Source organism: Enterobacter sp. Res13-Sevr-PEC09-46 (assembly GCF_015672585.1).
GTDB lineage: Bacteria > Pseudomonadota > Gammaproteobacteria > Enterobacterales > Enterobacteriaceae > Enterobacter > Enterobacter hormaechei_C.
The window spans coordinates 61,923-85,205 of record NZ_JADABR010000015.1; the positions used below are offsets into that span (position 1 = coordinate 61,923).

Here is a 23,283-nt window from a genome sequence, read left to right on the forward strand (position 1 = left end):
AATAGTTCAGACCCCTGTCCTCACATCCCCTCTTTCGCGGGTACACACCCCACGCTCTCTGTGCTCACCGGGTCACGGATTTACCCGGCGCTTTCTGATGGTGACATACGTTTGGCGGATATAACCGCACAAATAATTCATTTACATTATTTGTCACTGTCGTTACTATATCGGCTGTAATTAATGAGGTTATGCCCAAAATGGATAGTTCGTTTACGCCCATTGAACAAATGCTTAAGTTCCGCGCCAGTCGTCATGAGGACTTCCCGTATCAGGAAATCCTGCTGACCCGCCTGTGCATGCACATGCAGGGTAAGCTGCTGGAAAATCGTAACAAGATGCTGAAAGCGCAGGGGATTAACGAGACGTTGTTTATGGCGTTGATTACGCTGGAGTCTCAGGAAAATCACAGCATTCAGCCGTCGGAACTGAGCTGTGCGCTGGGGTCATCCCGTACCAATGCGACCCGTATCGCGGATGAACTGGAAAAGCGCGGCTGGATTGAACGCCGTGAAAGCGATAACGATCGCCGCTGCCTGCATCTGCAACTGACCGAGAAAGGTCACGAATTCTTGCGCGAAGTGCTGCCACCGCAGCACAACTGCCTGCACCAGCTCTGGTCTGCCCTCAGCACCGCCGAGCGCGACCAGCTTGAGCACATTACTCGCAAGCTGCTCACCCGTCTGGACCAGATGGATGAAGACGGCGTCATCCTTGAGGCGCTGCGCTAACGCGACGATCCGCTCAACATTCCAGATTGCTAAAAAGAAAAACTGACAGGCCAGCACGTGAAACTGCTGGCCTTTCTGACAACAGGTCGGCTCAGCCGATGTGAAAATAAAAAGATCGTGGAGAACAACAATGAGCGCAAATGCGGAGAACACCCTCCCGCAGCAACCGGCCAACAAAAAGGGCAAACGTAAGAGCGCCCTTATTCTGCTGACCTTGCTCTTTATTATTATTGCCGTGGCATATGGGATCTATTGGTTTTTAGTCTTGCGTCATGTTGAAGAGACAGACGATGCATACGTGGCAGGGAATCAGGTTCAAATCATGGCCCAGGTGTCAGGCAGCGTGACGAAAGTCTGGGCTGATAACACCGACTTTGTGAAAAAAGGCGATGTGCTGGTCACGCTCGACCCGACCGACGCCCAACAGGCGTTTGAAAAAGCACAGACGGCGCTGGCCTCCAGCGTTCGCCAGACCCGCCAGCTGATGATCAACAGCAAGCAGCTTCAGGCCAATATCGACGTGCAGAAAACGGCCCTGGCTCAGGCGCAGAGCGACCTCAATCGTCGTGTTCCTCTCGGCACCGCCAACCTGATTGGCCGTGAAGAGTTGCAGCACGCCCGCGACGCGGTGGCCAGCGCACAGGCGCAACTGGACGTGGCGATCCAACAGTACAACGCTAATCAGGCGATGGTGCTGGGTACCTCTCTGGAAAACCAGCCAGCGGTGAAACAGGCGGCGACCGAAGTGCGTAACGCATGGCTTGCCCTGCAACGTACCAAAATCGTCAGCCCGATGACCGGCTACGTTTCCCGTCGTTCCGTACAGCCAGGGGCGCAGATTAGCACCACCACGCCGCTGATGGCGGTCGTTCCGGCAAACAATCTGTGGGTCGATGCGAACTTCAAAGAGACCCAGCTGGCGCATATGCGTATCGGCCAGACCGCGACCGTGGTCAGCGATATTTACGGCGATGACGTCAAGTACACCGGAAAAGTGGTCGGTCTGGACATGGGGACCGGCAGCGCGTTCAGCCTGCTGCCTGCACAGAACGCCACCGGCAACTGGATCAAAGTGGTACAGCGCTTGCCTGTGCGTATCGAGCTGGATCCTAAGCAGCTGGCAGACCATCCGCTGCGAATTGGCCTTTCCACGCTGGTGACGGTCGATACCGCCAACCGCGACGGTCAGATCCTCGCAAGCCAGGTGCGCAGTACGCCAGCTTATGAAAGTAACGCCCGTGAAATTAGCCTCGATCCGGTCAATAAGCTGATCGATGACATCGTGAAGGCAAACGCCGGTTAAGCCGAAGGTGAGCGTTATGCAACAGCAAAAGCCGCAAAAACCGCTGGAGGGGGCGCAGCTGGTCATTATGACCATTGCGCTGTCGCTGGCGACATTCATGCAGGTGCTGGACTCCACCATCGCAAACGTGGCGATCCCTACGATCGCCGGGAACCTTGGCTCATCGCTGAGCCAGGGGACCTGGGTCATTACCTCGTTCGGGGTGGCGAACGCCATCTCCATTCCCATCACCGGCTGGCTGGCGAAGCGCGTCGGTGAAGTGAAGCTGTTCCTCTGGTCGACGATCCTGTTCGTGCTGGCCTCCTGGGCCTGCGGCATGTCCAGCAGCCTGACGATGCTGATTTTCTTCCGCGTCATCCAGGGGATTGTCGCCGGGCCGTTGATTCCGCTGTCGCAGAGTTTGCTGCTGAACAACTATCCGCCCGCCAAGCGCTCCATCGCGCTCGCGCTGTGGTCGATGACGGTGATCGTCGCCCCAATTTGCGGGCCAATCCTCGGCGGCTATATCAGCGATAACTATCACTGGGGCTGGATCTTCTTCATCAACGTGCCCATCGGTGCGCTGGTGGTGCTGATGACGCTACAGTCTCTGCGTGGTCGCGAAACGCGGACCGAACAGCGGCGGATCGACGGCATCGGGCTGGCACTGCTGGTTGTCGGCATCGGCAGCCTGCAAATCATGCTCGACCGCGGCAAAGAGCTGGACTGGTTTGCCTCTACGGAAATCATTGTGCTGACGGTGGTCGCCGTGGTGGCCATCAGCTTCCTGATTGTCTGGGAGCTGACGGACGATAATCCGATAGTCGACCTCTCGCTGTTTAAATCGCGAAACTTCACCATCGGCTGCCTCTGTATCAGTCTCGCCTATATGCTCTACTTCGGCGCGATTGTTCTGCTGCCGCAGCTGTTGCAGGAGGTGTACGGCTATACCGCAACCTGGGCGGGGCTGGCCTCCGCGCCGGTGGGGTTAATTCCGGTTCTGCTGTCGCCGATTATTGGCCGTTTCGCCCATAAGCTCGACATGCGCAGGCTGGTGACGTTCAGCTTCATCATGTACGCCGTGTGCTTCTACTGGCGCGCGTATACGTTTGAACCGGGAATGGACTTTGGCGCCTCCGCGTGGCCGCAGTTTATTCAGGGCTTCGCCGTAGCGTGCTTCTTTATGCCGCTGACCACCATTACGCTTTCCGGCTTACCGCCTGAGCGGATGGCGGCGGCATCGAGCCTGTCGAACTTCACCCGTACGCTGGCGGGCTCCATCGGGACTTCGATCACCACCACGCTGTGGACCAACCGGGAATCGATGCACCATGCTCAACTCACCGAAGCGGTGAACCCGTTCAACCCTAACGCTCAGCAGATGTATAGCCAGCTTGAGGGGATGGGGATGACGGAGCAGCAGGCGTCCGGCTGGCTTGCCCAGCAGATCACCAACCAGGGGCTGATTATCTCGGCAAACGAGATTTTCTGGATATCGGCGGGGATCTTCATCGTCCTGCTGGGGCTGGTGTGGTTTGCCAAACCACCGTTTGGGGCCGGTAGCGGGGGCGGTGGGGCGCACTAGCCCTGTGCACGGGTTGCCGGGTGGCGGCTACGCCTTACCCGGCCTACGATCGTAGGCCCGGTAAGCGCAGCGCCACCGGGCAACAATCGCCCCCCTTGTCCAAAACGCGACAGCGATTGTCAGTTCCGATAAAGCAGCGCGCCTGAAATCGATTCACGATAGTGAAAAGACAACAGGAGCGCACCATGCTGAACACACCCGCCGACAAATACCAGCCTTACCCCACCCTTTCGTTGCCCGACCGCCGCTGGCCGGAGCAGATTATCACCCGCGCCCCGCGCTGGCTCTCGACCGACTTACGCGACGGTAACCAGGCGCTGGCCGAGCCGATGGACAGCGCGCGCAAGCTGCAATTCTGGGATCTGCTGCTGAGCTGCGGGTTTAAAGAAATCGAAGTCGCCTTCCCGTCCGCCTCGCAGACGGACTTCAATTTTGTGCGTCAGCTGATTGAGGAGAACCGCATCCCGGATGACGTCACCATTCAGGTGTTAACGCAGGCGCGGGACGATCTTATCCGTCGCACTTTCGACTCCCTGCGCGGCGCGAAGCAGGCCACCGTTCACCTGTATAACGCCACCGCCCCGCTGTTCCGCCGTCTGGTATTCGGCATGGAGAAAGCGCAAATCGTCGAGCTGGCGACGCGCGCGACGCGCCTGATTCGTCAGCTGTGTGAAGAGAACCCTGACACCCGCTGGCAGTACGAGTACTCCCCGGAAACCTTCTGCTTTACCGAACCGGAGTTTGCGCTGGAGATTTGTGAAGCCGTGGCGGAGATCTGGCAGCCGTGCGCGGCGCGTCCGATGATCCTCAACCTTCCCGCTACCGTCGAAGTGAGTACGCCAAACGTCTATGCCGACCAGATCGAGTATTTCTGCCGTCACTTCAGCCGCCGCAGTGACGTCTGTATCAGCGTGCACCCGCATAACGATCGCGGTACCGGCGTCGCCAGCGCAGAGCTGGCCGTCATGGCCGGGGCTGACCGCGTGGAGGGCTGCCTGTTTGGTAACGGTGAGCGCACGGGCAACGTCTGCCTGGTGACGCTGGCGATGAACCTCTACAGCCAGGGCATTAGCCCGAATCTGGATTTCAGTGATATGAATCGGGTGGTTGAAACGGTAGAAACCTGCAACCAGCTGCCCGTCCATCCGCGCCATCCGTGGGCGGGTCGTCTGGCTTACACCGCCTTCTCCGGCTCGCACCAGGATGCCATCAAGAAAGGTTTCGATGCCCGTAAGCCTGGCGAACGCTGGGAGATGCCCTATCTGCCCGTCGACCCGCAGGATATTGGCTGTACCTATGAAGCGGTGATCCGCGTGAACAGCCAGTCAGGAAAAAGCGGAAGCGCCTGGCTTATTGAGCAAAACCACGGCCTGAAATTGCCTCGCGCCCTGCAACAGGATTTTAGCCAGCACGTGCAGCAGGAAACGGATAACCATGGAAAAGAGATGACGCAGAATGCGCTCTGGCAGCTGTTCCGCGCCCGCTACGGCCTGGTGGCGAGCCCGCCATTAGCGCTGCAATCGTACCGCAGCGACAGCCAGCAGGACGGCCAGCTGCGGCTGACGGCAAGCGTCGCCACGCAAGGGGGCACCCGCCAGCTGGAAGGCCAGGGAAACGGTTTGCTCTCCGCCGCCGCTCACGGCTTAAGCCGCTGGATCAACGCACCGTTTGTGATCAAGGATTATCACGAACATACGTTAGGCGAACGCAGCGACAGCCGCTCGGTGGCCTATATCCGCTGCCTGTTCCAGGATGGGACCAGCCGCTGGGGCGTGGGCATCGACAGCGACGTGGCACGCGCGTCGATTCAGGCGCTTTTTAACGCAGTCAGTCGTTCCTGAAGTAATCGCTGGGTGAGAGACCCATTACCCGGCGAAACATTGCCGTAAAGGCGCTGTGGCTGCCATACCCCAGATCCAGCGCCACGCGTAATACCGGCTGGCCCTGCGCCAGCCGCACTAAGGCTTCCAGCAGTCGCGCCCTTCTCACCCACTCGCCGTAGCTCAGGCCTGTCTGCTGCTGAAAATGGCGGTTCAGCGTGCGTTCGCTCATCCCCACAATACCTGCGGCCTGGGCGCTGCTCCAGCTTTCTCCCGGGGCCATTCGAATCTGCTGGCAGAGGTGGCGCAGCGCTTCGCTTTCCGGCTCGGGCAGGTGAAACGGCAGTACCGGCATGAGGCGAATTTCATCGAGGATCAGCTCATAAACACGTTCATCGCGGCTTCCGGGTGCGTAAGATTCAGGAAGCGTAAGGGAGGTCAGGATCAGCTCGCGCAGCAGGGGCGAGATCTGCACGATCTGGCAGGTCGCCGGAAGATCGGCGCGCGCCAGCGGGTCGATAAACAGCGTGCGGGCAGCAACGTTGCCGGTGATGCGCAAGGCGTGCTGCGTACCCGCAGGTAGCCAGACGCCGCGACCGGGCGGCACCACCCAGCAGCCGGATTCGGTATCGACCCGCACGACGCCGGTGAGGCTGTGCAGGAGCTGCGCGCAGTCGTGCTGATGCCACGGCTCGCTGTCGCCATGAGCATAATCATGCGAAAACGGCACAAGCGGGCGATGGGTAAAGGAGAAGGTGGTGGTTGTCGTCATCAGGATTGTAGGCCCGGTCAGCGAAGCGCCACCGGGCATCCACAGGCACGATACTAAATGTGCAGTTCCTGAAGTTTTTCTTTTGGCAGGGCCAGCTCGTCATTGCTGTTTACACGAACATCACGTTCGATGATATGACGGGCAATCTCCTGAGCTTCTTCCAGAGAGTGCATCTGGTAAGTGCCGCACTGGTAAACGTTCAGCTCAGGGATCTGGTTCTGCTCTTTCACCTTCAGCACGTCTTCCATCGCCGCTTTCCACGCATCCGCGACGCGTTTCTCATCAGGCTGACCAATCAGGCTCATGTAGAAACCGGTGCGGCAGCCCATCGGAGAGATATCGATGATCTCCACGCCGTTGCCGTTCAGGTGGTCGCGCATGAATCCGGCGAACAGGTGTTCCAGCGTGTGAATGCCTTTCTCTGGCATCACTTCTTTATTGGGCACGCAGAAGCGCAGGTCGAAAACGGTGATCGTGTCGCCGTGCGGCGTGTTCATGGTCTTCGCCACGCGGACTGCTGGTGCTTCCATACGGGTATGGTCGACAGTAAAGCTATCTAATAACGGCATACGTCACCTCCGATAGTGATTTTTTTAAAATAAACTGAACTCTTCTACAGAATGCGCGTCTGAGTATATGAAAGACGCGCATTTGTTATCATCATCCCTGAATTCAGAGATGTATATTTTGGCCACAGCGATGTGGCCTTTTTCTTTTGGTTCAGGCCTGCTTCGCCAGAAACGCCTCAAACGACTCCGTATCCGCCGCTTCGACCTCTTTCTGACGCACAACGGACGCATCACGCTCTGCCACAAAATCCGCTTCGCTCAGGATCTCTAACGGCTCCTGCATCAGCATCTCACGGTACTCCGCTGAGAGTGAACGCCCTGTGCCACCAATTCCCTGTTCAATCATAGAACGCAGAATTCGTGCTGAGAATGTCAGTTCCGGGTTATCAAAGCTTTCAACCAGTTCGTCGCAGACCTTCTGGTAAGCTTCGCCGCCGTACACGCTGTCCAGCGTCTGGGCTACGCGCTTCAGGTCATGGAACAGATCCTTCCCTACCTTAGACAGTGGGAACTGAGCCGTTTCACAGCCAATACCTAACGTCAGACCCGGCTTGCGCCCTTCCAGAATCACGCGATTCCAGTTGGCACGGGTACACAGCAGTTCGTCGGAACTCATTTCCGGCGCATCCGCCAGTACGCACCAGACCATAAACAGGTCAAGGAAGCGAACCTGCTGTTCGTCAACGCCAATCGGTGAGAACGGGTTGATATCCAGCGAGCGCACTTCAATGTATTCGATCCCGCCGCGCTGTAGCGCATCCGACGGCGTTTCACCGCTGCGCGTCACGCGCTTCGGACGAATCGGCGCATACAGTTCATTTTCAATCTGCAACACGTTGGTGTTAATTTGCAGGCGCTTACCGTCTTTTTCGAGGCCGATTTTTTCGTACTCTTCCGACGGGGTTTTTATCGCCCGCTTCAAGCCTGCCACATATTCGTGCAGATCGTTAAACGTAATTCCGAGATTACTTTGCGATTTATTGGTATAGCCAAGGTCGCTCAGGCGCAGGGAGGTCGCATACGGCAGGTAATACATGCCACATTCGGTCTTCTCGAACGGCAGCGTGGTCGGTTTCCCTTGCAGGAACGATGAACAGATGGCCGGGGACGCGCCGAACAGATACGGAATAACCCAGCCAAAACGGTAGTAGTTGCGGATCAGGCGGAAGTAGCCCGCGGAGATCGCTTCTTTATCCGTTTCACCGCACTTCGCCTGCCAGAACGCCATCGGCAGAGAGAAATTGTAGTGCACGCCAGAGATCGTCTGCATCAGTGCGCCGTAGCGATTTTTCAGTCCTTCGCGATACAGCGTTTTCAGCCGACCAATATTCGAGGTGCCGTACTGCGCCAGCTCGATATCCTGCCCCTGCTCGATATAGCACGGCATGCTGAGCGGCCACATACGCTCGTCGCCGAGGTTGCGGGCGGTGAAGCGATGCACGTCGCGCATGATCGTCAGCATATGATCAATATCACCGTCTACTGGCGTGATGAACTCCAGCAGCGCTTCGGCGAAATCGGTTGTGATCCATTTATGTGTCAGCGCCGAGCCTAACGCCTTCGGGTGTCCCGTAGTCGCTAAGCTACCATCCGCATTTACGCGCAGCGTTTCGCGCTCAAGCCCACGCTGAATACCCTTCAGTGCCTGAGGGTGATTTTCCAGCCAGGCCAGCGCCTGTGATACGTCCGGGATCAATTTGACCTCCCGCCTGTCAAAAAATTGTCACTCAGCATAATTGTAATGGTTGACGATTGAAGGTCGCGAATTCATTCCACCAATTAGTGCCACCACGTCATACCCTGTAGTGTTACCCATGCCAGTAAAACATAGCGTAACGCCTTGCCAAGGCACAAAAAAAAGAGCACCGGTCCCCAGGAAATGCGCATCCATCCCGCCAGCAGACACAGTAAATCGCCTATTACAGGCATCCAGCTTAATAACAGCGTGGCAGCGCCATAGCGTTTTAGCCAGCCGACTGCCTTTTCCTGCCAGCGAGATTTTTCGCGTAGCGGAAAGAAACGTCCAAGAATAACGTTAGTCAGCCCTCCAAGGCTATTACCCATTGTTGCTATTAAGACCAGCAACCAGGGCTGACTTACGCCGGACAACAGCATCGCCACCAGCACCACTTCCGAATTCCCCGGTAAGAGGGTGGAGCTTAAAAAACTGCTGGCGAATAATGAAGCGAGTGACAGCGCGTCACTCACAGTAAGCGAACGTCCACCGCCGCCATTCCGGCATCACGCGCGGCCTGAATGCCAAAATCAGCATCTTCAAACACCACGCATTTTGCAGGTGGAACACCCATTAATTCTGCACAGAGCAGGAAGGTATCCGGTGCGGGTTTGTGATGTTTAACATGATCGGCGGCAACGACGGCAGAAAAATAGTGGCGCAGGCCAAGGTGGTTGAGTAGCGCTTCAGCAATCGCGCTCTCGCTGCCCGTACCGACAGACATAGGACGACGCCCGTGCCACTCCTTGACGACGTCAATGAGTGGTAAAGGCTGCACGGTGTCTAACAGTATGGCTTTTACCGCGTCGGTTTTTTCACGCGCGAGCTGATGCGGGTCGAGATCGGCCTGATTCAGCTCAATCACGGCCTGTGCGATACGCCAGGTGGGCGATCCATTGAGGGCAATCATCGCCTGTAAATCGAAACGCATACCGTAACGGCCCAGGACTTCGGTCCAGGCCTGACGATGCGTGGGTTCGGTATCCAGGAGGGTGCCGTCCATGTCGAAGATCAAACCGTCATACTGTGCGTACATCGTGCTCTCGCTAAACGATTAACAAAGCATTACTTTATCGTAAAAGGGGATTTTTGTCGCTGATTGCGAAGTGATAACAATGAGAGTGATTAAGAACTAAACATCGAAGGGGATCACAAGAAGAGATGGTGCATCCGGGAGGATTCGAACCTCCGACCGCTCGGTTCGTAGCCGAGTACTCTATCCAGCTGAGCTACGGATGCATCGGGGAAATGCTTTTATAAACAGTAAATGGTGCATCCGGGAGGATTCGAACCTCCGACCGCTCGGTTCGTAGCCGAGTACTCTATCCAGCTGAGCTACGGATGCATCAGGGAACTGCTTTCAGAAATAGTAAATGGTGCATCCGGGAGGATTCGAACCTCCGACCGCTCGGTTCGTAGCCGAGTACTCTATCCAGCTGAGCTACGGATGCATCGGGATTTACTACTGTACTGCTCGATATTCATATCACTTCGAAAGCAATATGAAGTAATAGATGGTGCATCCGGGAGGATTCGAACCTCCGACCGCTCGGTTCGTAGCCGAGTACTCTATCCAGCTGAGCTACGGATGCAAAATGGCGGTGAGGCGGGGATTCGAACCCCGGATGCAGCTTTTGACCGCATACTCCCTTAGCAGGGGAGCGCCTTCAGCCTCTCGGCCACCTCACCACACAACGCCTCTTTCGAGTGCTTCGAGCAACTCGTTAAGAGCTTCTCGTCGCTGCGTGGCGCATATATTACTTTCTGGGACTTATAAGTCAAACAATTTTCCACATGCTTTTTTCGTTTGCACAATTCGCACCCAATTCGCATGTAAAAGCCGCAAAGAGAGTGTTTTATAAGCGGATTTTGCAGGCATCTTCACAGAATTGTGTTGAGAGAAGCGCGTCTTTTGGATGAGATAAAATTATGAGAGTGGTCAAAAACGAAGCGTTTGAAATAGAACGGTAACTTTATGCAGGAAAAATAGCAGGAGGGTTGCGTCTCGCCCGACAGCGAGACGCGACAATATCAGTAACTGGACTGCTGGGATTTTTCAGCCTGGATACGCTGGTAGATCTCTTCACGGTGGACAGATACTTCTTTAGGAGCGTTAACACCAATACGTACCTGGTTACCCTTTACCCCTAAAACTGTCACGGTGACCTCATCCCCAATCATGAGGGTCTCACCAACTCGACGAGTCAGAATCAGCATTCTTTGCTCCTTGAAAGATTAAAAGAGTCGGGTCTCTTGTATCCCGGCATTATCCATCATATAACGCCAAAAAGTAAGCGATGACAAACACGTAAAGTGTAAGCAGTCACGGCATCACATTCTGTTAAACGTAAGTTTAGCCGATATACACAAACTCAACCTGACTTTATCGTTATCGATAGCGCAGTGAGCAAGACGCCATAACGTTACCGCTATGGCGTCTGCTTGTGCTTTGTAGTTATTACAGTTTCGCGCTTACCCAGCTTTCAACGCTGGCTAATGCCGCGGGAAGTGCCGCCGCATCCGTACCACCGGCTTGCGCCATGTCCGGACGACCGCCACCTTTGCCACCCACCTGCTGGGCGACCATGCCAATCAGTTCCCCTGCTTTAACACGATCCGTCACATCCTTAGAGACGCCCGCAATCAGAGAAACCTTACCCTCTGCGACCGTTGCCAGCACGATAACCGTCGAACCAAGCTGGTTCTTCAGATCGTCGACCATGGTACGCAGCATCTTAGGCTCAACGCCCGCCAGATCGCTGACCAGCAGTTTGACGCCCTTAATGTCTACCGCTTTGCTGGAGAGGTTTGCGCTCTCCTGCGCCGCAGCCTGTTCTTTCAGCTGCTGGAGTTCTTTTTCCAGCTGACGGGTACGATCCAGCGCGACACGCACTTTTTCGCCCAGGTTCTGACTATCGCCTTTCAGCAACTGCGCGATCTCGTGCAGCTGGTCGCTCTGCGCATGCAGGCTGGCAATTGCGCCTTCCCCGGTCACCGCCTCAATACGGCGCACGCCTGCCGCCGTCCCCGACTCGGAAACGATGCGGAACAAGCCGATGTCACCGGTGCGGGATGCGTGAGTACCGCCACACAGTTCGGTAGAAAAGTCGCCCATGCTCAGCACGCGAACGCGGTCGTCATATTTCTCGCCAAACAGCGCCATCGCACCTTTCTTCTTCGCTGCCTCAAGATCCATGATGTGGGTTTCGATTGGCAGGTTACGGCGGATCTGGGCATTCACCAGGTCTTCCACCGCACGAATTTCAGACGGCTTCATCGCTTCAAAATGCGAGAAGTCGAAACGCAGCACTTTGTCATTAACCAGAGAACCTTTCTGTGCAACGTGCGTACCCAGCACTTCGCGCAGGGCTGCGTGCATCAGGTGGGTTGCCGAGTGGTTCAGACGAATGCGCGCGCGGCGAGCCTCGTCAACGTTGGCCTGAACGCCCTCGCCCACTTTCAGAGAGCCGGAAACCAGTTTGCCCTGGTGACCAATCGCCTGACCGTATTTCTGGGTATCGCTTACGCTGAAGCTGAAGCCATTGCCTTTCAGTTCGCCTTTATCGCCAACCTGACCGCCCGATTCCGCATAGAACGGCGTTTTATCCAGGATAACAACCGCTTCCTGGCCCGCGCTAATGCTGTCTACGGCTTTACCGTCAACAAACAGCGCGGTTACGTTGCTGGTCAGGGCCAGCTCTTCGTAGCCTTTAAATTCAGACGCGCTATCAACGCGGATCATCGCGTTGTAGTCCGCGCCAAAACCGCTGGATTCACGCGCACGACGACGCTGTTCTTCCATTGCGGCTTCAAAGCCTGCTTCGTCAACTTTGATGTCGCGCTCGCGGCAAACGTCCGCGGTCAGGTCAACCGGGAAGCCGTAGGTGTCGTACAGGCGGAAAGCGGTTTCGCCATCCAGCGTGTCGCCCTTGAGTTTCGCCAGCTCGTCGTCCAGCAGCGCCAGACCGCGCTCCAGCGTACGGGCAAACTGCTCTTCTTCGGTTTTCAGAACCTGTTCAACCTGCGCCTGCTGGCGTTTCAGCTCATCGCCGGCAGAGCCCATCACGCCAATCAGTGGCCCAACGAGTTTATAGAAGAAGGTGTCCTTCGCGCCCAGCATGTTGCCATGGCGGATCGCACGACGAATGATACGACGCAGCACATAGCCACGGTTTTCATTCGACGGGATAACGCCGTCAGCAATCAGGAACGCACAGGAACGAATATGGTCTGCGATAACGCGCAGTGATTTGTTGCTCAGATCGGTTGCGCCCGTTACCTCAGCAACGGCTTTGATCAGGGTGCTGAACAGGTCAATCTCATAGTTGGAGTTAACGTGTTGCAGAACGGCCGCGATACGCTCAAGGCCCATACCGGTATCTACGGACGGTTTTGGCAGCGGCTCCATGGTGCCGTCGGCCTGACGGTTGAACTGCATGAAGACGATGTTCCAGATCTCAATGTAGCGATCGCCATCTTCTTCCGCGCTTCCCGGAGGGCCACCCCAGATGTGGTCGCCATGATCGTAGAAGATCTCGGTGCACGGACCGCAAGGGCCGGTGTCGCCCATCTGCCAGAAGTTATCAGACGCGTAAGGCGCGCCTTTGTTGTCACCGATACGGATGATACGTTCGCGCGGGATACCCACTTCTTTTTCCCAGATGTCGAACGCTTCGTCATCGGTCTCATACACGGTCACCCACAGACGCTCTTTCGGCAGATTGAACCAGTTTTCACCGGTCAGCAGTTCCCACGCGTATTGAATGGCATCGTGTTTGAAATAGTCGCCGAAGCTGAAGTTACCCAGCATTTCGAAGAAGGTGTGGTGGCGCGCGGTGTAACCGACGTTTTCCAGATCGTTGTGTTTACCGCCCGCACGCACGCAACGCTGTGAGGTTGTGGCGCGGGAATAATTACGCTTGTCGAGACCAAGGAACACATCCTTGAACTGGTTCATCCCGGCGTTGGTAAACAGCAGAGTCGGGTCATTGTTCGGTACCAGGGAGCTGCTGGCAACAACCTGGTGTCCCTTACTATGGAAAAAATCGAGAAACGCCTGACGGATCTCAGCGGTGCTCTTGCTCATAATTATCCTGAAATCAAGCTAACGAAATGTCGCAGCAGATCTGTATCTGTAAACAGTTGGACGGACCAGCTACTGGAAAAAGTGGGAATAAGATAAGTTTTCTTTAGTGGGAAGTAAAATCCCGCATGCGTTCAATCGGTAAAATTACGCCAGATATCCTGAATATCTTCCATCAGGAAGCCGCGGTAGAGCAAAAAGCGCTGGATTTTAACTTTTTCTGAAAATTCACGCGGCAGCGGCTCACCGTACTTTCGTACCGCCTGCTCACGCGCCAGTTCGCACCAGTCAATTTCACTTTCGCGCATGGCTTTTTCAATCGATTCACGGGCTACCCCTTTCTGGTTCAGCTCCTGGCGGATACGCGCTGGCCCATAGCCTTTACGACCACGGCTGGCTAGAAAGCGAGCGGCAAAACGGCCGTCATCCAGATAGTGATGCTCGTAGCACCAGGCAACCACGCGGTCATAATCTTCCGCGGTGGCATCAATGTCTTCCGGACCGTTTTTGCTCATGACGGGCGCTGACAGTTTCCGCCGCAGCTCCTGTTCGCTATGGTCACGCACGGCAAGAATACGCACGGCCCGATCCAGCAAGCGTGAGTAGGCTGGTCGGCGTGATGTCGGTTCACTCATAAAAAACCTGTCGATTCAGAAATGCAAAAAGGGCCGCATCAGCAGCCCTTCATTTTTATCCGAGAGGATTAAAAGTCTTCGTTGGTTTCTTCAGCATCCGCGCCGTCGACCACGAAATCAGGTTTAGAGTCCTGGTTGTTCAGCAGGAGTTCACGCACCTTCTTCTCAATCTCTTTCGCCGCCGCCGGGTTCTCTTTCAGCCAGGAGATAGCATTCGCTTTACCCTGACCAATCTTGTCACCGTTGTAGCTGTACCATGCGCCCGCTTTTTCAATCAGCTTCTCTTTCACGCCCAGGTCAACCAGCTCGCCGAGGAAGTTGATACCTTCGCCGTAGAGGATCTGGAACTCAGCCTGTTTGAACGGTGCTGCGATTTTGTTCTTCACAACCTTCACGCGGGTTTCGCTACCGACTACGTTATCCCCTTCTTTCACCGCACCGATACGGCGGATATCCAGACGGACAGAAGCGTAGAATTTCAGAGCGTTACCGCCGGTGGTGGTTTCCGGGTTACCGAACATTACACCAATTTTCATACGGATCTGGTTGATGAAGATCAGCAGCGTATTGGACTGCTTCAGGTTACCCGCCAGCTTACGCATCGCCTGGCTCATCATACGTGCCGCGAGGCCCATGTGAGAGTCACCGATTTCACCTTCAATTTCCGCTTTTGGCGTCAGCGCCGCAACGGAGTCGACGATGATCACGTCAACCGCACCTGAGCGCGCCAGCGCGTCACAAATTTCCAGTGCCTGCTCGCCGGTGTCCGGCTGGGAGCACAGCAGGTTGTCGATATCAACGCCCAGTTTACGGGCATAGACCGGGTCCAGCGCGTGCTCGGCATCGATAAACGCACAGGTTTTACCTTCGCGCTGTGCCGCCGCAACAACCTGCAACGTCAGGGTAGTTTTACCCGAGGATTCCGGACCGTAGATTTCTACGATACGGCCCATCGGCAAACCGCCAGCGCCCAGTGCGATATCAAGAGAAAGCGAACCAGTGGAGATAGTTTCCACATCCATGGAACGGTCTTCACCCAGGCGCATGATGGAGCCTTTACCGAATTGCTTTTCGATCTGGCCCAGTGCTGCCGCCAACGCTTTCTGTTTGTTTTCGTCGATAGCCATTATTACTCCTGTCATGCCGGGAGAAGCAACTGCGCTTCACCATGGACTTCTGTTCTGTTGAGGCAATTATACTGTATAGTCATACAGTATCAAGTATTTTGTAGAAATTGTTGCCAGAGCGTTTTTAACGCGTATTCCGTTGCCTGACGACGCACGCTTTCGCGGTCGCCGCTGAAGCATTCCCGGCGGGTGATCCCTTCACCTTTTGAGGTGGCAAAGCCAAACCAGACGGTGCCGACAGGCTTCACGTCGCTGCCGCCGTCCGGCCCCGCGATACCGCTGATGGAGATAGCGTAATCTGCGCGCGCCTCTTTCAGCGCGCCAATCGCCATCTCGATCACCACCGGCTCGCTGACCGCGCCATGCTGCTCAAGCGTGGCTTCACGCACGCCGATCATCTGCGCTTTCGCCTCGTTACTGTAGGTCACAAAGCCGCGTTCAAACCAGGCGGAACTGCCAGCAATATCGGTAATTGCTTTCGCCACCCAGCCGCCGGTGCAGGATTCTGCGGTCGTGAGAGTCGCGCCGCGCTGTTTCAGCGCCAGCCCCACCACTTCGCTTAGCTGCATCAATTCATGGTCAGTCATTCTCGCTCCAGGCCTTAGAAAAACATGCAGCACAAGATAGCACTTTCTCATCAAATATGGGGATGCGCGTCGGGTTTTACGAGGGGGCTTCAGAAAAAAGCCGATGCGGACGCATCGGCCAGAGAGACGCTTATTTCATGCTGTTAGCGAGGGTGTCCACATTGTGGCGAAACGCCTTGACGTAGGTGTCCGCCACGCCGCCCTTCGCGGACAGCGCTTCCGGGTAAAGTTCACCACCCGGCTGGGCGCCCGTGGCGGTCGCAATCTGCTTCACCAGGCGTGGGTCAAGCTGGTTTTCCATAAACCAGGTTTTCACGCCGTCAGCTTTAATCTGATTGATGATCTCCGCTACCTGCGCCGCGCTGGCTTCACTCTCAGACGACAGCCCCTGCGGCGCCATAAACGTCACGCCGTAGGCGCGGCTGAAATAGCCGAAGGCGTCGTGGCTGGTCAGCACTTTGCGCTTCGCCTGTGGGATGTCGCTGAAACGCTTTTTAGCCCAACCGTCCAGTTGAGAGAGCTGCGCAATATAGGGTTTACCGGTAGCTTCAAGCGCCGCCGTATCTTCAGGATCGGCCTTCACCAGCCCTGAGAGAATATTTTGCGCATACAGCGCGCCGTTCGCCGCGCTGTTCCACGCGTGCGGATCGGTCACGGTTTTACCGTCCTCTTCCAGCGTGTGCGTTTTCACGCCGTCCGAAGCAACCACCAGTTGGCCTTTGAATCCGGAGGCTTTCACCAGACGGTCGAGCCAGCCCTCCAGCCCCAGCCCATTGACCACCACCACGTCAGCTTTACTCAGCGCCGCGCTGTCTTTGGGCGAAGGTTCGAAAGTATGGGGATCACCGTCCGGCCCCACCAGCGTCGTCACCTTCACACGATCGCCGCCAACCTGCTGCGTGATGTCTCCCAGGATGGAAAAGCTGGTCACCACATTAAGCGTTTTCGCCATTACGCCGTGCGTCATCATGCCGAGCGCGAGCGCCACGGCTAATCCTGTACGTTTCATCGTTTCCCCTTGCGTTAAAAAAGCGCCCGCAGGCTATCCGCCAGCCTGCTGCGCGTGCCAAATAAAACTGAAATAAAGAACAATGCGCTGGCGGTCAGCACAATGGAGGGCCCGGCGGGCAGACTCACTGCCCAGGAAAGGCTTAAGCCCAGCCACGCGCAAAAAATACCGCTGATACCCGCCATCAAAAGTAACCCTGGCAGTGTGCGCACCCAGCAGCGTGCCGCCACGGCGGGTAACATCATCAGCCCGACGGCCATCAGCGTGCCGAGCACCTGAAAACCGGCTACCAGGTTGAGCACCAGCAGCGCCAGAAACAGACCGTGTAACATCCCGGGCAGCCAGCGCGCGTTCACCTGCAACCACGCGGTATCAAACGCTTCGCTGACCAGCCCCCGATAAAAAATCGCCAGCGTGAGGAGCGTGAACATGCAAACGCCCGTCACGAACAGGGCTGACGCGCTATCCACGGCGAGAATGGAGCCAAACAGAAGATGAAGCAGATCGACATTTGAACCGCGCAGCGACACCAGCGTGACGCCCAGCGCCAGCGAGCCCAGGTAAAACCCCGCGAAGCTGGCATCCTCTTTAAGCGGCGTGCGGCGGCTGACCAGCCCGGCCACCAGCGCAACGGCGATCCCGGCAATAAACCCGCCGACAGTCATTGCCAGCAGCGACATCCCGCTGAGCAGATAGCCCACCGCGACACCCGGCAAAATGGCGTGAGAAAGGGCGTCCCCCATCAGGCTCATCCGACGCAGTTGAAGAAATACGCCCAGCGCAGTGGTGCTGACGGAGAGCGCCAGGCAAACCACCAGCGCGCGCCGCATAAAGCCGTACTCAATAAACGGCTGGAAGAAGAGATGCCAGATCATGCCACCCTCACCCGCTCGGTTTTCCAGTGCGGCGTATCAGCATCCAGCCGCAGCGTTTGTGGGAAGTGGCGCGAGACGCGTTCGCTGTCGTGCAGTACCGCCAGCAGGGTCTGCCCCTGCATATACATCTCCAGCATCAGATCCATCAGCACGTTGCAGGTCGCTTCATCGACGCCGGTGAAAGGCTCATCCAGCATCACCAGCGGCGCCTGCTGCACCAAAACGCGGGCAAACAGCATGCGCTGAAACTGGCCGCCGGAAAGTTCATCAATGGTGGAGAGCGCCATGGACTCCAGCCCCACGCGCTCCAGCGCGCCAGCAATGCGCATGCGGGTATCCCGACGAAAACCGGCAAACAGAGAAATTGCTGGCCAGCAGCCCATACTCACCACGTCCTGCACGGTCAGAGGAAATTGCGCCTCCAGCGCGTGACGCTGCGCCAGCCAGCCCACCACCGGACGTCTCCCCTGCCAGCGAAACGTACCGCTGACGGGCGGAATAAAGCCGGCGAGCGTTTTCAGCAGCGTGGATTTGCCGCAGCCGTTGGCCCCGACGATAGCGGTCATGCTCCCGCGTTCAATCACGCCGGACAGCGCGCGCGTAACGGGCTGACGTTCGTAACCCGCCACCAGGTCGTTCATCACGATCATGGCAACGCCACCGCCCAGCGCACGGCCAGGCCGAGAAACAGAATGAGCACCAGCGCCAGCAGCAGCCGAACCGGGGATGAGAGCGAAAACAGGGACATGGAAATCTCAATTCAAAAGAATGTTATAACATAACAATAATGAAAGACGATTAAGATGTAAACGGTGGGAGTGAAATGGGAGTGTGGCGAAATGTTTCTGCAAAATTCCCCTCTCCCGTGGGAGAGGGTCAGGGTGAGGGCATCAGGCCGCACCGTGCATGCAGCCATGCCGGGTGGCGGCGTTGCCTTACCCGGCCTACCCGTCAGGGTAACTTACTGGCTAAACGGTGACGCTGCCGGCACACGCGCCTGAGACACCGCCAGCCCCAGCTGCCACACCGCCATCGCATAGTGCGTGCTGTGGTTGTAGCGGGTAATGGTGTAGAAGTTCGGCAGCCCGAACCAGTACTGATAACCGGTTCCGACATCCAGGCGCAGCAGGCTCACCTGGTCAACATTGCCCAGCGGCTGCGACGGCGTTAAGCCTGCCGCTGCCAGCTGCGCCACGCTGTATTTGGTTTTAAATCCGTTTTCCAGACCAAACGCCTCGCCGTTCGCCTGCACCGCCACCTGGCCGCCCGGCGTCCAGCCATGCGCTTTGAAGTAGTTGGCCACGCTGCCAATGGCGTCTTCGGGATCCCACAGGTTGATGTGACCATCCCCGTTAAAATCTACCGCGTACTGCTTATAGGAGGACGGCATAAACTGGCCGTAGCCCATTGCCCCGGCGAACGACCCTTTCAGATCGAGCGGATCGTCCTGTTCGTCTCGCGCCATCAGCAGGAAGGTTTCCAGCTCGGAAGAGAAATACTCGGCGCGGCGCGGGTAGTTGAAGGAGAGCGTCGCCAGCGCATCAAGGATGCGGGTTTTACCCATAATGCGTCCCCAGCGGGTCTCGACCCCAATAATACCGACGATGATCTCCGGCGGCACGCCATAGACCTGCCACGCACGGTTCAGGGCGTCTTCATACTGATTCCAGAACACCACGCCATTCTGCACGTTGTCCGGGGTAATAAACTGTTTGCGATAGCGCAGCCACGCGCCGTTTGGCCCGGTCGGCACCTGGGCTGTCGGCGCCTGCCTGTCCATCAGGCGCAGCACGTAGTCCAGACGCTTCGCCTGAGACAAAATGGCATGCAGCTGCTGGCGGTCAAAACCGTGCTTGCTCACCATTTTATCGATGAACTGTTCGGTCGCAGGGTTATTCGCGAAGTCGCCGCCCATCTGCATCATATTGTGCTGCGGCTCCAGCAGGAATCCTCCGGAAGGCGCGCCCGCCGTTGGCTGAGCGGCTTCGGTCTTGGGTTTGCTACTACAGGCGGACAGGAGAATAAGCGCAGGCAACAGCGCTGCATAACGACGCTTGAACATGTGGCATCCATTTAACGAGTTCGGTAAGAACCCAGTATGGTAAAGCATCCCCAACTCCTCAAGGAAGCGGTACGCACCTCCCCGACGCAAATCCGTGCTTTTTTCCACCAAAAATTATTCACCTCACCAATAAACTTTCAAAATAATACATTTTTCTTTCATTGTGAGATCTGATTAACACTTTAAAACCTTTCAAAGTGATTATTATTAGCCGCAGATAGACAAAAACAAACGCCCTACAGGAGAGAAGAATGATAGAAACCATCACCCACGGCGCCGAGTGGTTCATCGGGCTGTTTCAGAAAGGCGGCGAGGTATTCACCGGCATGGTGACCGGGATCCTGCCCCTGCTGATCAGCCTGCTGGTGATCATGAACGCCCTGATTAACTTTATCGGCCAGCAGCGTATTGAACGCTTCGCCCAGCGCTGTGCCGGCAATCCGCTGTCCCGCTACCTGATCCTGCCCTTCATCGGCACCTTTGTGTTCTGCAACCCGATGACCTTAAGCCTCGGCCGCTTTATGCCAGAGAAGTACAAGCCGAGTTATTACGCCGCCGCCTCCTACAGCTGCCATTCAATGAACGGCCTGTTCCCGCACATTAACCCCGGCGAGCTGTTTGTTTACCTCGGGATTGCCAGCGGTCTCACTACGCTGGGACTGCCGCTCGGCCCGCTGGCGGTGAGCTATCTGCTGGTCGGCCTGGTGACCAACTTCTTCCGCGGCTGGGTAACGGACCTCACTACCGCCATTTTTGAGAAAAAAATGGGCATTCAGCTTGATGAGAAAGTCCAGCTTTCGGGAGCCACAGTATGAACCGGATCCGCATAGATAAAGGCACGGGCGGCTGGGGCGGCCCGCTGGAGTTCGACGCCACCGAAGGCAAAAAGATCGTCTACATCACCGCCGGCACGCGCCCGGCGATCGTCGACACGCTGCGCGAGCTGACCGGCTGGGAAGCAGTCGACGGCTTCAAAGAGGGTGAGCCGCCGGAAGCGGAAATCGGCGTGGCGGTAATCGACTGCGGCGGCACGCTGCGCTGCGGCATCTACCCGAAGCGCCGCATTCCGACGGTGAATATTCACTCCACGGGCAAGTCAGGCCCGCTGGCGCAGTACATCCTTGAGGACATTTATGTCTCTGGGGTGAAGGAGGACAACATCACGCTGGTGAATGGCACATCCGCACCGCAAAAAGCGGCCCCGCGCGAGTACGACACCAGCAAAAAAATCACCGAGCAGAGCGACGGCCTGCTGGCGAAGGTCGGGATGGGGATGGGGTCCGCCGTGGCGGTGCTGTTTCAGTCCGGGCGCGACACCATCGACACGGTGCTGAAAACCATTCTGCCGTTTATGGCGTTCGTCTCGGCGCTGATCGGCATCATCATGGCCTCCGGCCTCGGCGACTGGATTGCCCACGGCCTCGCCCCGCTCGCCAGCCACCCGCTCGGCCTGGTGACGCTGGCGCTGATCTGCTCCTTCCCGCTGCTGTCGCCGTTTCTCGGCCCGGGCGCGGTGATTGCCCAGGTCATCGGCGTGCTGATTGGCGTGCAGATTGGTCTGGGGAACATCCCTCCGCACCTCGCCCTGCCCGCCCTGTTTGCCATTAACGCTCAGGCGGCGTGCGACTTCATCCCCGTCGGGCTGTCACTGGCGGAAGCGCGCCAGGAGACCGTGCGCGTGGGCGTCCCCTCCGTGCTGGTGAGCCGCTTCCTGACGGGCGCGCCAACGGTGCTAATTGCCTGGTTTGTCTCCGGCTTTATTTATCAATAAGAGGTTCCTGCCATGACCGTGATTTACCAGACCACCATTACCCGCATCGGCCAGAGCGCAGCCGATGCGCTGAGCGACCAGATGCTGATCACCTTCCGCGAAGGCGCCCCGGCAGATATCGAAGAGTTTTGCTTTATCCACTGCCACGGCGAGTTAAACGGCGAGCTGAAGGCCGGTGGCCAGCTGGAGCTGGGCAAGGCGCGCTATGCCGTAACCGCCGTCGGTGACGTCGCCGAGCAAAACCTGCGCGAGCTGGGGCACATCACCTTGCGTTTCGACGGCCAGCCGCGGGCGGAGTATCCCGGCACGGTTCACGTTGAGGGGCCGGTTCCACAGGCTGTCACCCCAGGCTGCACGTTAAAATTTATTTCGTAATAAAGGAGAGACACATGAGTCAGGTTGCCGTTGTCATTGGTGGGGGACAAACCTTAGGCGAGTTCCTCTGCCATGGGCTTGCCGCAGAGGGCTACCGCGTGGCGGTCGTGGATATTCAGAGTGAGAAAGCCGCCCGCGTAGCGGACGCCATCAACACCGAATTTGGCGAAGGGATGGCGTATGGATTTGGCGCCGACGCCACCAGCGAGCAGAGCGTGATGGCGCTGGCCCGCGGCGTGGATGAGATTTTTGGTCGCACCGATCTGCTGGTCTACAGCGCGGGGATTGCGAAAGCGGCCTTTATCAGCGATGTCGAACTGGGGGATTTTGATCGCTCGTTGCAGGTGAATCTGGTGGGCTATTTCCTCTGCGCCCGCGAATTTTCCCGTCTGATGATCCGCGACGGTATTCAGGGTCGCATCATTCAGATCAACTCAAAATCGGGGAAAGTGGGCAGCAAGCACAACTCCGGCTACAGCGCGGCGAAGTTTGGCGGCGTCGGGCTGACGCAGTCTCTGGCGCTGGATCTGGCCGAATACGGCATAACCGTGCACGCGCTGATGCTAGGTAACCTGCTGAAATCCCCGATGTTCCAGTCCCTGCTGCCGAAGTATGCCGCCAAACTTGGCATCAAAGCGGAGGACGTCGAACAGTACTACATCGACAAAGTGCCGCTGAAGCGCGGGTGCGATTATCAGGACGTGCTGAACATGCTGCTGTTTTACGCCAGCCCGAAAGCCTCGTACTGCACCGGGCAGTCGATTAACGTCACCGGTGGGCAGGTGATGTTCTGAGTTCATTCCCCGGTGGCGCTGCGCTTACCTGGGCTACAATCCCCGTAGGCCGGGTAAGGCGCAGCCGCCACCCGGCAGTTAAGGAGCCGATATGGTCACCGCACTCATCACCGTCGCCGCCCTCGCCTGGCTTTGCCAGATGGCGTTTGGCGGCTGGCAAATCCATCAGTTTAACCGCGCCTTTGACGCCCTGTGCCAGAAAGGCCGCGTGGGCGTTGGGCGTTCCGGCGGACGCTTTAAACCGCGGGTTGTCGTCGCTATTGCGCTGGATGAAAACAATATGGTTTGCGATTCCCTCATCATGCGCGGCGTAACGGTGTTTGCCCGTCCGACCAAAATCCAGGCGATCGACGGCATTTCGCTGCATGATTTACAACCTGATGTGATCTTCCCCCATGATTCACTCTGTCAGAATGCACTATCATTAGCGCTTAATCTGAAACATGGATAATTTCGTTGTGAAAGTTATAA

At 57.0% G+C, this 23,283-nt stretch carries 23 protein-coding genes and 5 tRNA genes; 9 read left to right on the forward strand and 19 right to left on the reverse strand.

Annotated elements, in window-relative coordinates; genetic code table 11:
• The first annotated feature begins 200 nt into the window (after positions 1 to 200).
• The 4 genes from emrR (at position 201) to leuA (ending at position 5,439) form a co-directional block, all read left to right on the forward strand.
• Positions 201 to 731, forward strand: a complete 531-nt coding sequence (emrR, locus tag IMQ56_RS08300; protein ID WP_017694792.1) for a multidrug efflux transporter EmrAB transcriptional repressor EmrR — start codon at positions 201 to 203, stop codon at positions 729 to 731.
• 130 nt (positions 732 to 861) lie between these two features.
• Complete coding sequence (emrA, locus tag IMQ56_RS08305; RefSeq protein ID WP_017382776.1) at positions 862 to 2,034, forward strand: multidrug efflux MFS transporter periplasmic adaptor subunit EmrA; 1,173 nt, start codon at positions 862 to 864, stop codon at positions 2,032 to 2,034.
• 16 nt (positions 2,035 to 2,050) lie between these two features.
• On the forward strand, positions 2,051 to 3,598 hold the full coding sequence (emrB, locus tag IMQ56_RS08310) for a multidrug efflux MFS transporter permease subunit EmrB (protein ID WP_006811709.1): 1,548 nt from the start codon (positions 2,051 to 2,053) through the stop codon (positions 3,596 to 3,598).
• Between the two features lie 185 nt (positions 3,599 to 3,783).
• Positions 3,784 to 5,439, forward strand: coding sequence for a 2-isopropylmalate synthase (gene leuA / locus IMQ56_RS08315; protein WP_126498820.1), 1,656 nt, complete (start codon positions 3,784 to 3,786; stop codon positions 5,437 to 5,439).
• Here leuA and IMQ56_RS08320 read toward each other — a convergent pair.
• From IMQ56_RS08320 to mltB, 19 genes are all read right to left on the reverse strand, one after another.
• Complete coding sequence (locus tag IMQ56_RS08320) at positions 5,426 to 6,190, reverse strand: helix-turn-helix transcriptional regulator (protein WP_032104524.1); 765 nt, start codon at positions 6,188 to 6,190, stop codon at positions 5,426 to 5,428. The two genes, leuA and IMQ56_RS08320, sit on opposite strands and share 14 nt — an antisense overlap.
• 53 nt (positions 6,191 to 6,243) lie before the next feature.
• Positions 6,244 to 6,759 (reverse strand): S-ribosylhomocysteine lyase, encoded by a 516-nt coding sequence (luxS, locus tag IMQ56_RS08325; RefSeq protein ID WP_017382778.1) that lies wholly within the window; start codon positions 6,757 to 6,759, stop codon positions 6,244 to 6,246.
• Between the two features lie 151 nt (positions 6,760 to 6,910).
• Positions 6,911 to 8,455 (reverse strand): glutamate--cysteine ligase, encoded by a 1,545-nt coding sequence (gene gshA / locus IMQ56_RS08330; protein WP_022649137.1) that lies wholly within the window; start codon positions 8,453 to 8,455, stop codon positions 6,911 to 6,913.
• Positions 8,456 to 8,538: 83 nt separating this feature from the next.
• A complete protein-coding gene (locus IMQ56_RS08335; protein ID WP_017692791.1) occupies positions 8,539 to 8,967 on the reverse strand; it encodes a YqaA family protein in 429 nt (142 codons plus the stop codon).
• Positions 8,964 to 9,530 (reverse strand): fructose-1-phosphate/6-phosphogluconate phosphatase, encoded by a 567-nt coding sequence (gene yqaB, locus IMQ56_RS08340; protein ID WP_015571665.1) that lies wholly within the window; start codon positions 9,528 to 9,530, stop codon positions 8,964 to 8,966. Before yqaB ends, IMQ56_RS08335 begins: the two co-directional genes overlap by 4 nt.
• A 126-nt stretch (positions 9,531 to 9,656) precedes the next feature.
• Positions 9,657 to 9,733 (reverse strand) — tRNA-Arg (locus IMQ56_RS08345).
• Between the two features lie 29 nt (positions 9,734 to 9,762).
• A tRNA-Arg gene (locus IMQ56_RS08350) sits at positions 9,763 to 9,839 on the reverse strand.
• A gap of 29 nt (positions 9,840 to 9,868) precedes the next feature.
• Positions 9,869 to 9,945 (reverse strand) — tRNA-Arg (locus IMQ56_RS08355).
• 64 nt (positions 9,946 to 10,009) lie between these two features.
• Positions 10,010 to 10,086, reverse strand: a tRNA-Arg gene (locus IMQ56_RS08360).
• A 4-nt stretch (positions 10,087 to 10,090) separates the two neighbouring features.
• Positions 10,091 to 10,183, reverse strand: a tRNA-Ser gene (locus tag IMQ56_RS08365).
• A gap of 342 nt (positions 10,184 to 10,525) precedes the next feature.
• Positions 10,526 to 10,711: a carbon storage regulator CsrA gene (csrA, locus tag IMQ56_RS08370; RefSeq protein ID WP_000906486.1), complete on the reverse strand. Its 186-nt coding sequence runs from the start codon at positions 10,709 to 10,711 to the stop codon at positions 10,526 to 10,528.
• Positions 10,712 to 10,952: 241 nt separating this feature from the next.
• Complete coding sequence (alaS, locus tag IMQ56_RS08375) at positions 10,953 to 13,580, reverse strand: alanine--tRNA ligase (protein ID WP_023295315.1); 2,628 nt, start codon at positions 13,578 to 13,580, stop codon at positions 10,953 to 10,955.
• Between the two features lie 131 nt (positions 13,581 to 13,711).
• A complete protein-coding gene (recX, locus tag IMQ56_RS08380; protein WP_017382782.1) occupies positions 13,712 to 14,212 on the reverse strand; it encodes a recombination regulator RecX in 501 nt (166 codons plus the stop codon).
• A gap of 68 nt (positions 14,213 to 14,280) precedes the next feature.
• A complete protein-coding gene (recA, locus tag IMQ56_RS08385) occupies positions 14,281 to 15,339 on the reverse strand; it encodes a recombinase RecA (protein ID WP_015571667.1) in 1,059 nt (352 codons plus the stop codon).
• An 89-nt stretch (positions 15,340 to 15,428) separates the two neighbouring features.
• Positions 15,429 to 15,926 (reverse strand): nicotinamide-nucleotide amidase, encoded by a 498-nt coding sequence (pncC, locus tag IMQ56_RS08390; RefSeq protein WP_003862172.1) that lies wholly within the window; start codon positions 15,924 to 15,926, stop codon positions 15,429 to 15,431.
• Positions 15,927 to 16,056: 130 nt separating this feature from the next.
• Positions 16,057 to 16,935: a metal ABC transporter substrate-binding protein gene (locus IMQ56_RS08395; protein WP_022649141.1), complete on the reverse strand. Its 879-nt coding sequence runs from the start codon at positions 16,933 to 16,935 to the stop codon at positions 16,057 to 16,059.
• Positions 16,936 to 16,949: 14 nt separating this feature from the next.
• Positions 16,950 to 17,810 (reverse strand): metal ABC transporter permease, encoded by an 861-nt coding sequence (locus IMQ56_RS08400; protein WP_015571669.1) that lies wholly within the window; start codon positions 17,808 to 17,810, stop codon positions 16,950 to 16,952.
• The gene (locus IMQ56_RS08405) at positions 17,807 to 18,460 is read right to left on the reverse strand and encodes an ATP-binding cassette domain-containing protein (RefSeq protein ID WP_033487571.1); all 654 of its coding nucleotides are present in this window, start codon (positions 18,458 to 18,460) and stop codon (positions 17,807 to 17,809) included. The genes IMQ56_RS08400 and IMQ56_RS08405 overlap by 4 nt, the downstream gene beginning before the upstream one ends.
• A gap of 311 nt (positions 18,461 to 18,771) precedes the next feature.
• Positions 18,772 to 19,872 (reverse strand): lytic murein transglycosylase B, encoded by a 1,101-nt coding sequence (gene mltB / locus IMQ56_RS08410; protein ID WP_195759145.1) that lies wholly within the window; start codon positions 19,870 to 19,872, stop codon positions 18,772 to 18,774.
• Between the two features lie 251 nt (positions 19,873 to 20,123).
• Here mltB and srlA point away from each other — a divergent pair, with 251 nt between their 5' ends.
• From srlA to gutM, 5 genes are all read left to right on the forward strand, one after another.
• Complete coding sequence (gene srlA / locus IMQ56_RS08415; RefSeq protein WP_015571673.1) at positions 20,124 to 20,687, forward strand: PTS glucitol/sorbitol transporter subunit IIC; 564 nt, start codon at positions 20,124 to 20,126, stop codon at positions 20,685 to 20,687.
• Positions 20,684 to 21,643 (forward strand): PTS glucitol/sorbitol transporter subunit IIB, encoded by a 960-nt coding sequence (locus IMQ56_RS08420; RefSeq protein WP_045328227.1) that lies wholly within the window; start codon positions 20,684 to 20,686, stop codon positions 21,641 to 21,643. The genes srlA and IMQ56_RS08420 overlap by 4 nt, the downstream gene beginning before the upstream one ends.
• A 12-nt stretch (positions 21,644 to 21,655) precedes the next feature.
• Entirely contained in the window at positions 21,656 to 22,018 is a 363-nt protein-coding gene (gene srlB / locus IMQ56_RS08425; protein WP_017692786.1) for a PTS glucitol/sorbitol transporter subunit IIA, read from the forward strand.
• A 14-nt stretch (positions 22,019 to 22,032) separates the two neighbouring features.
• On the forward strand, positions 22,033 to 22,812 hold the full coding sequence (gene srlD / locus IMQ56_RS08430) for a sorbitol-6-phosphate dehydrogenase (protein ID WP_023304309.1): 780 nt from the start codon (positions 22,033 to 22,035) through the stop codon (positions 22,810 to 22,812).
• Between the two features lie 91 nt (positions 22,813 to 22,903).
• Positions 22,904 to 23,263, forward strand: a complete 360-nt coding sequence (gene gutM, locus IMQ56_RS08435) for a transcriptional regulator GutM (protein WP_023304310.1) — start codon at positions 22,904 to 22,906, stop codon at positions 23,261 to 23,263.
• Positions 23,264 to 23,283 lie beyond the last annotated feature (20 nt).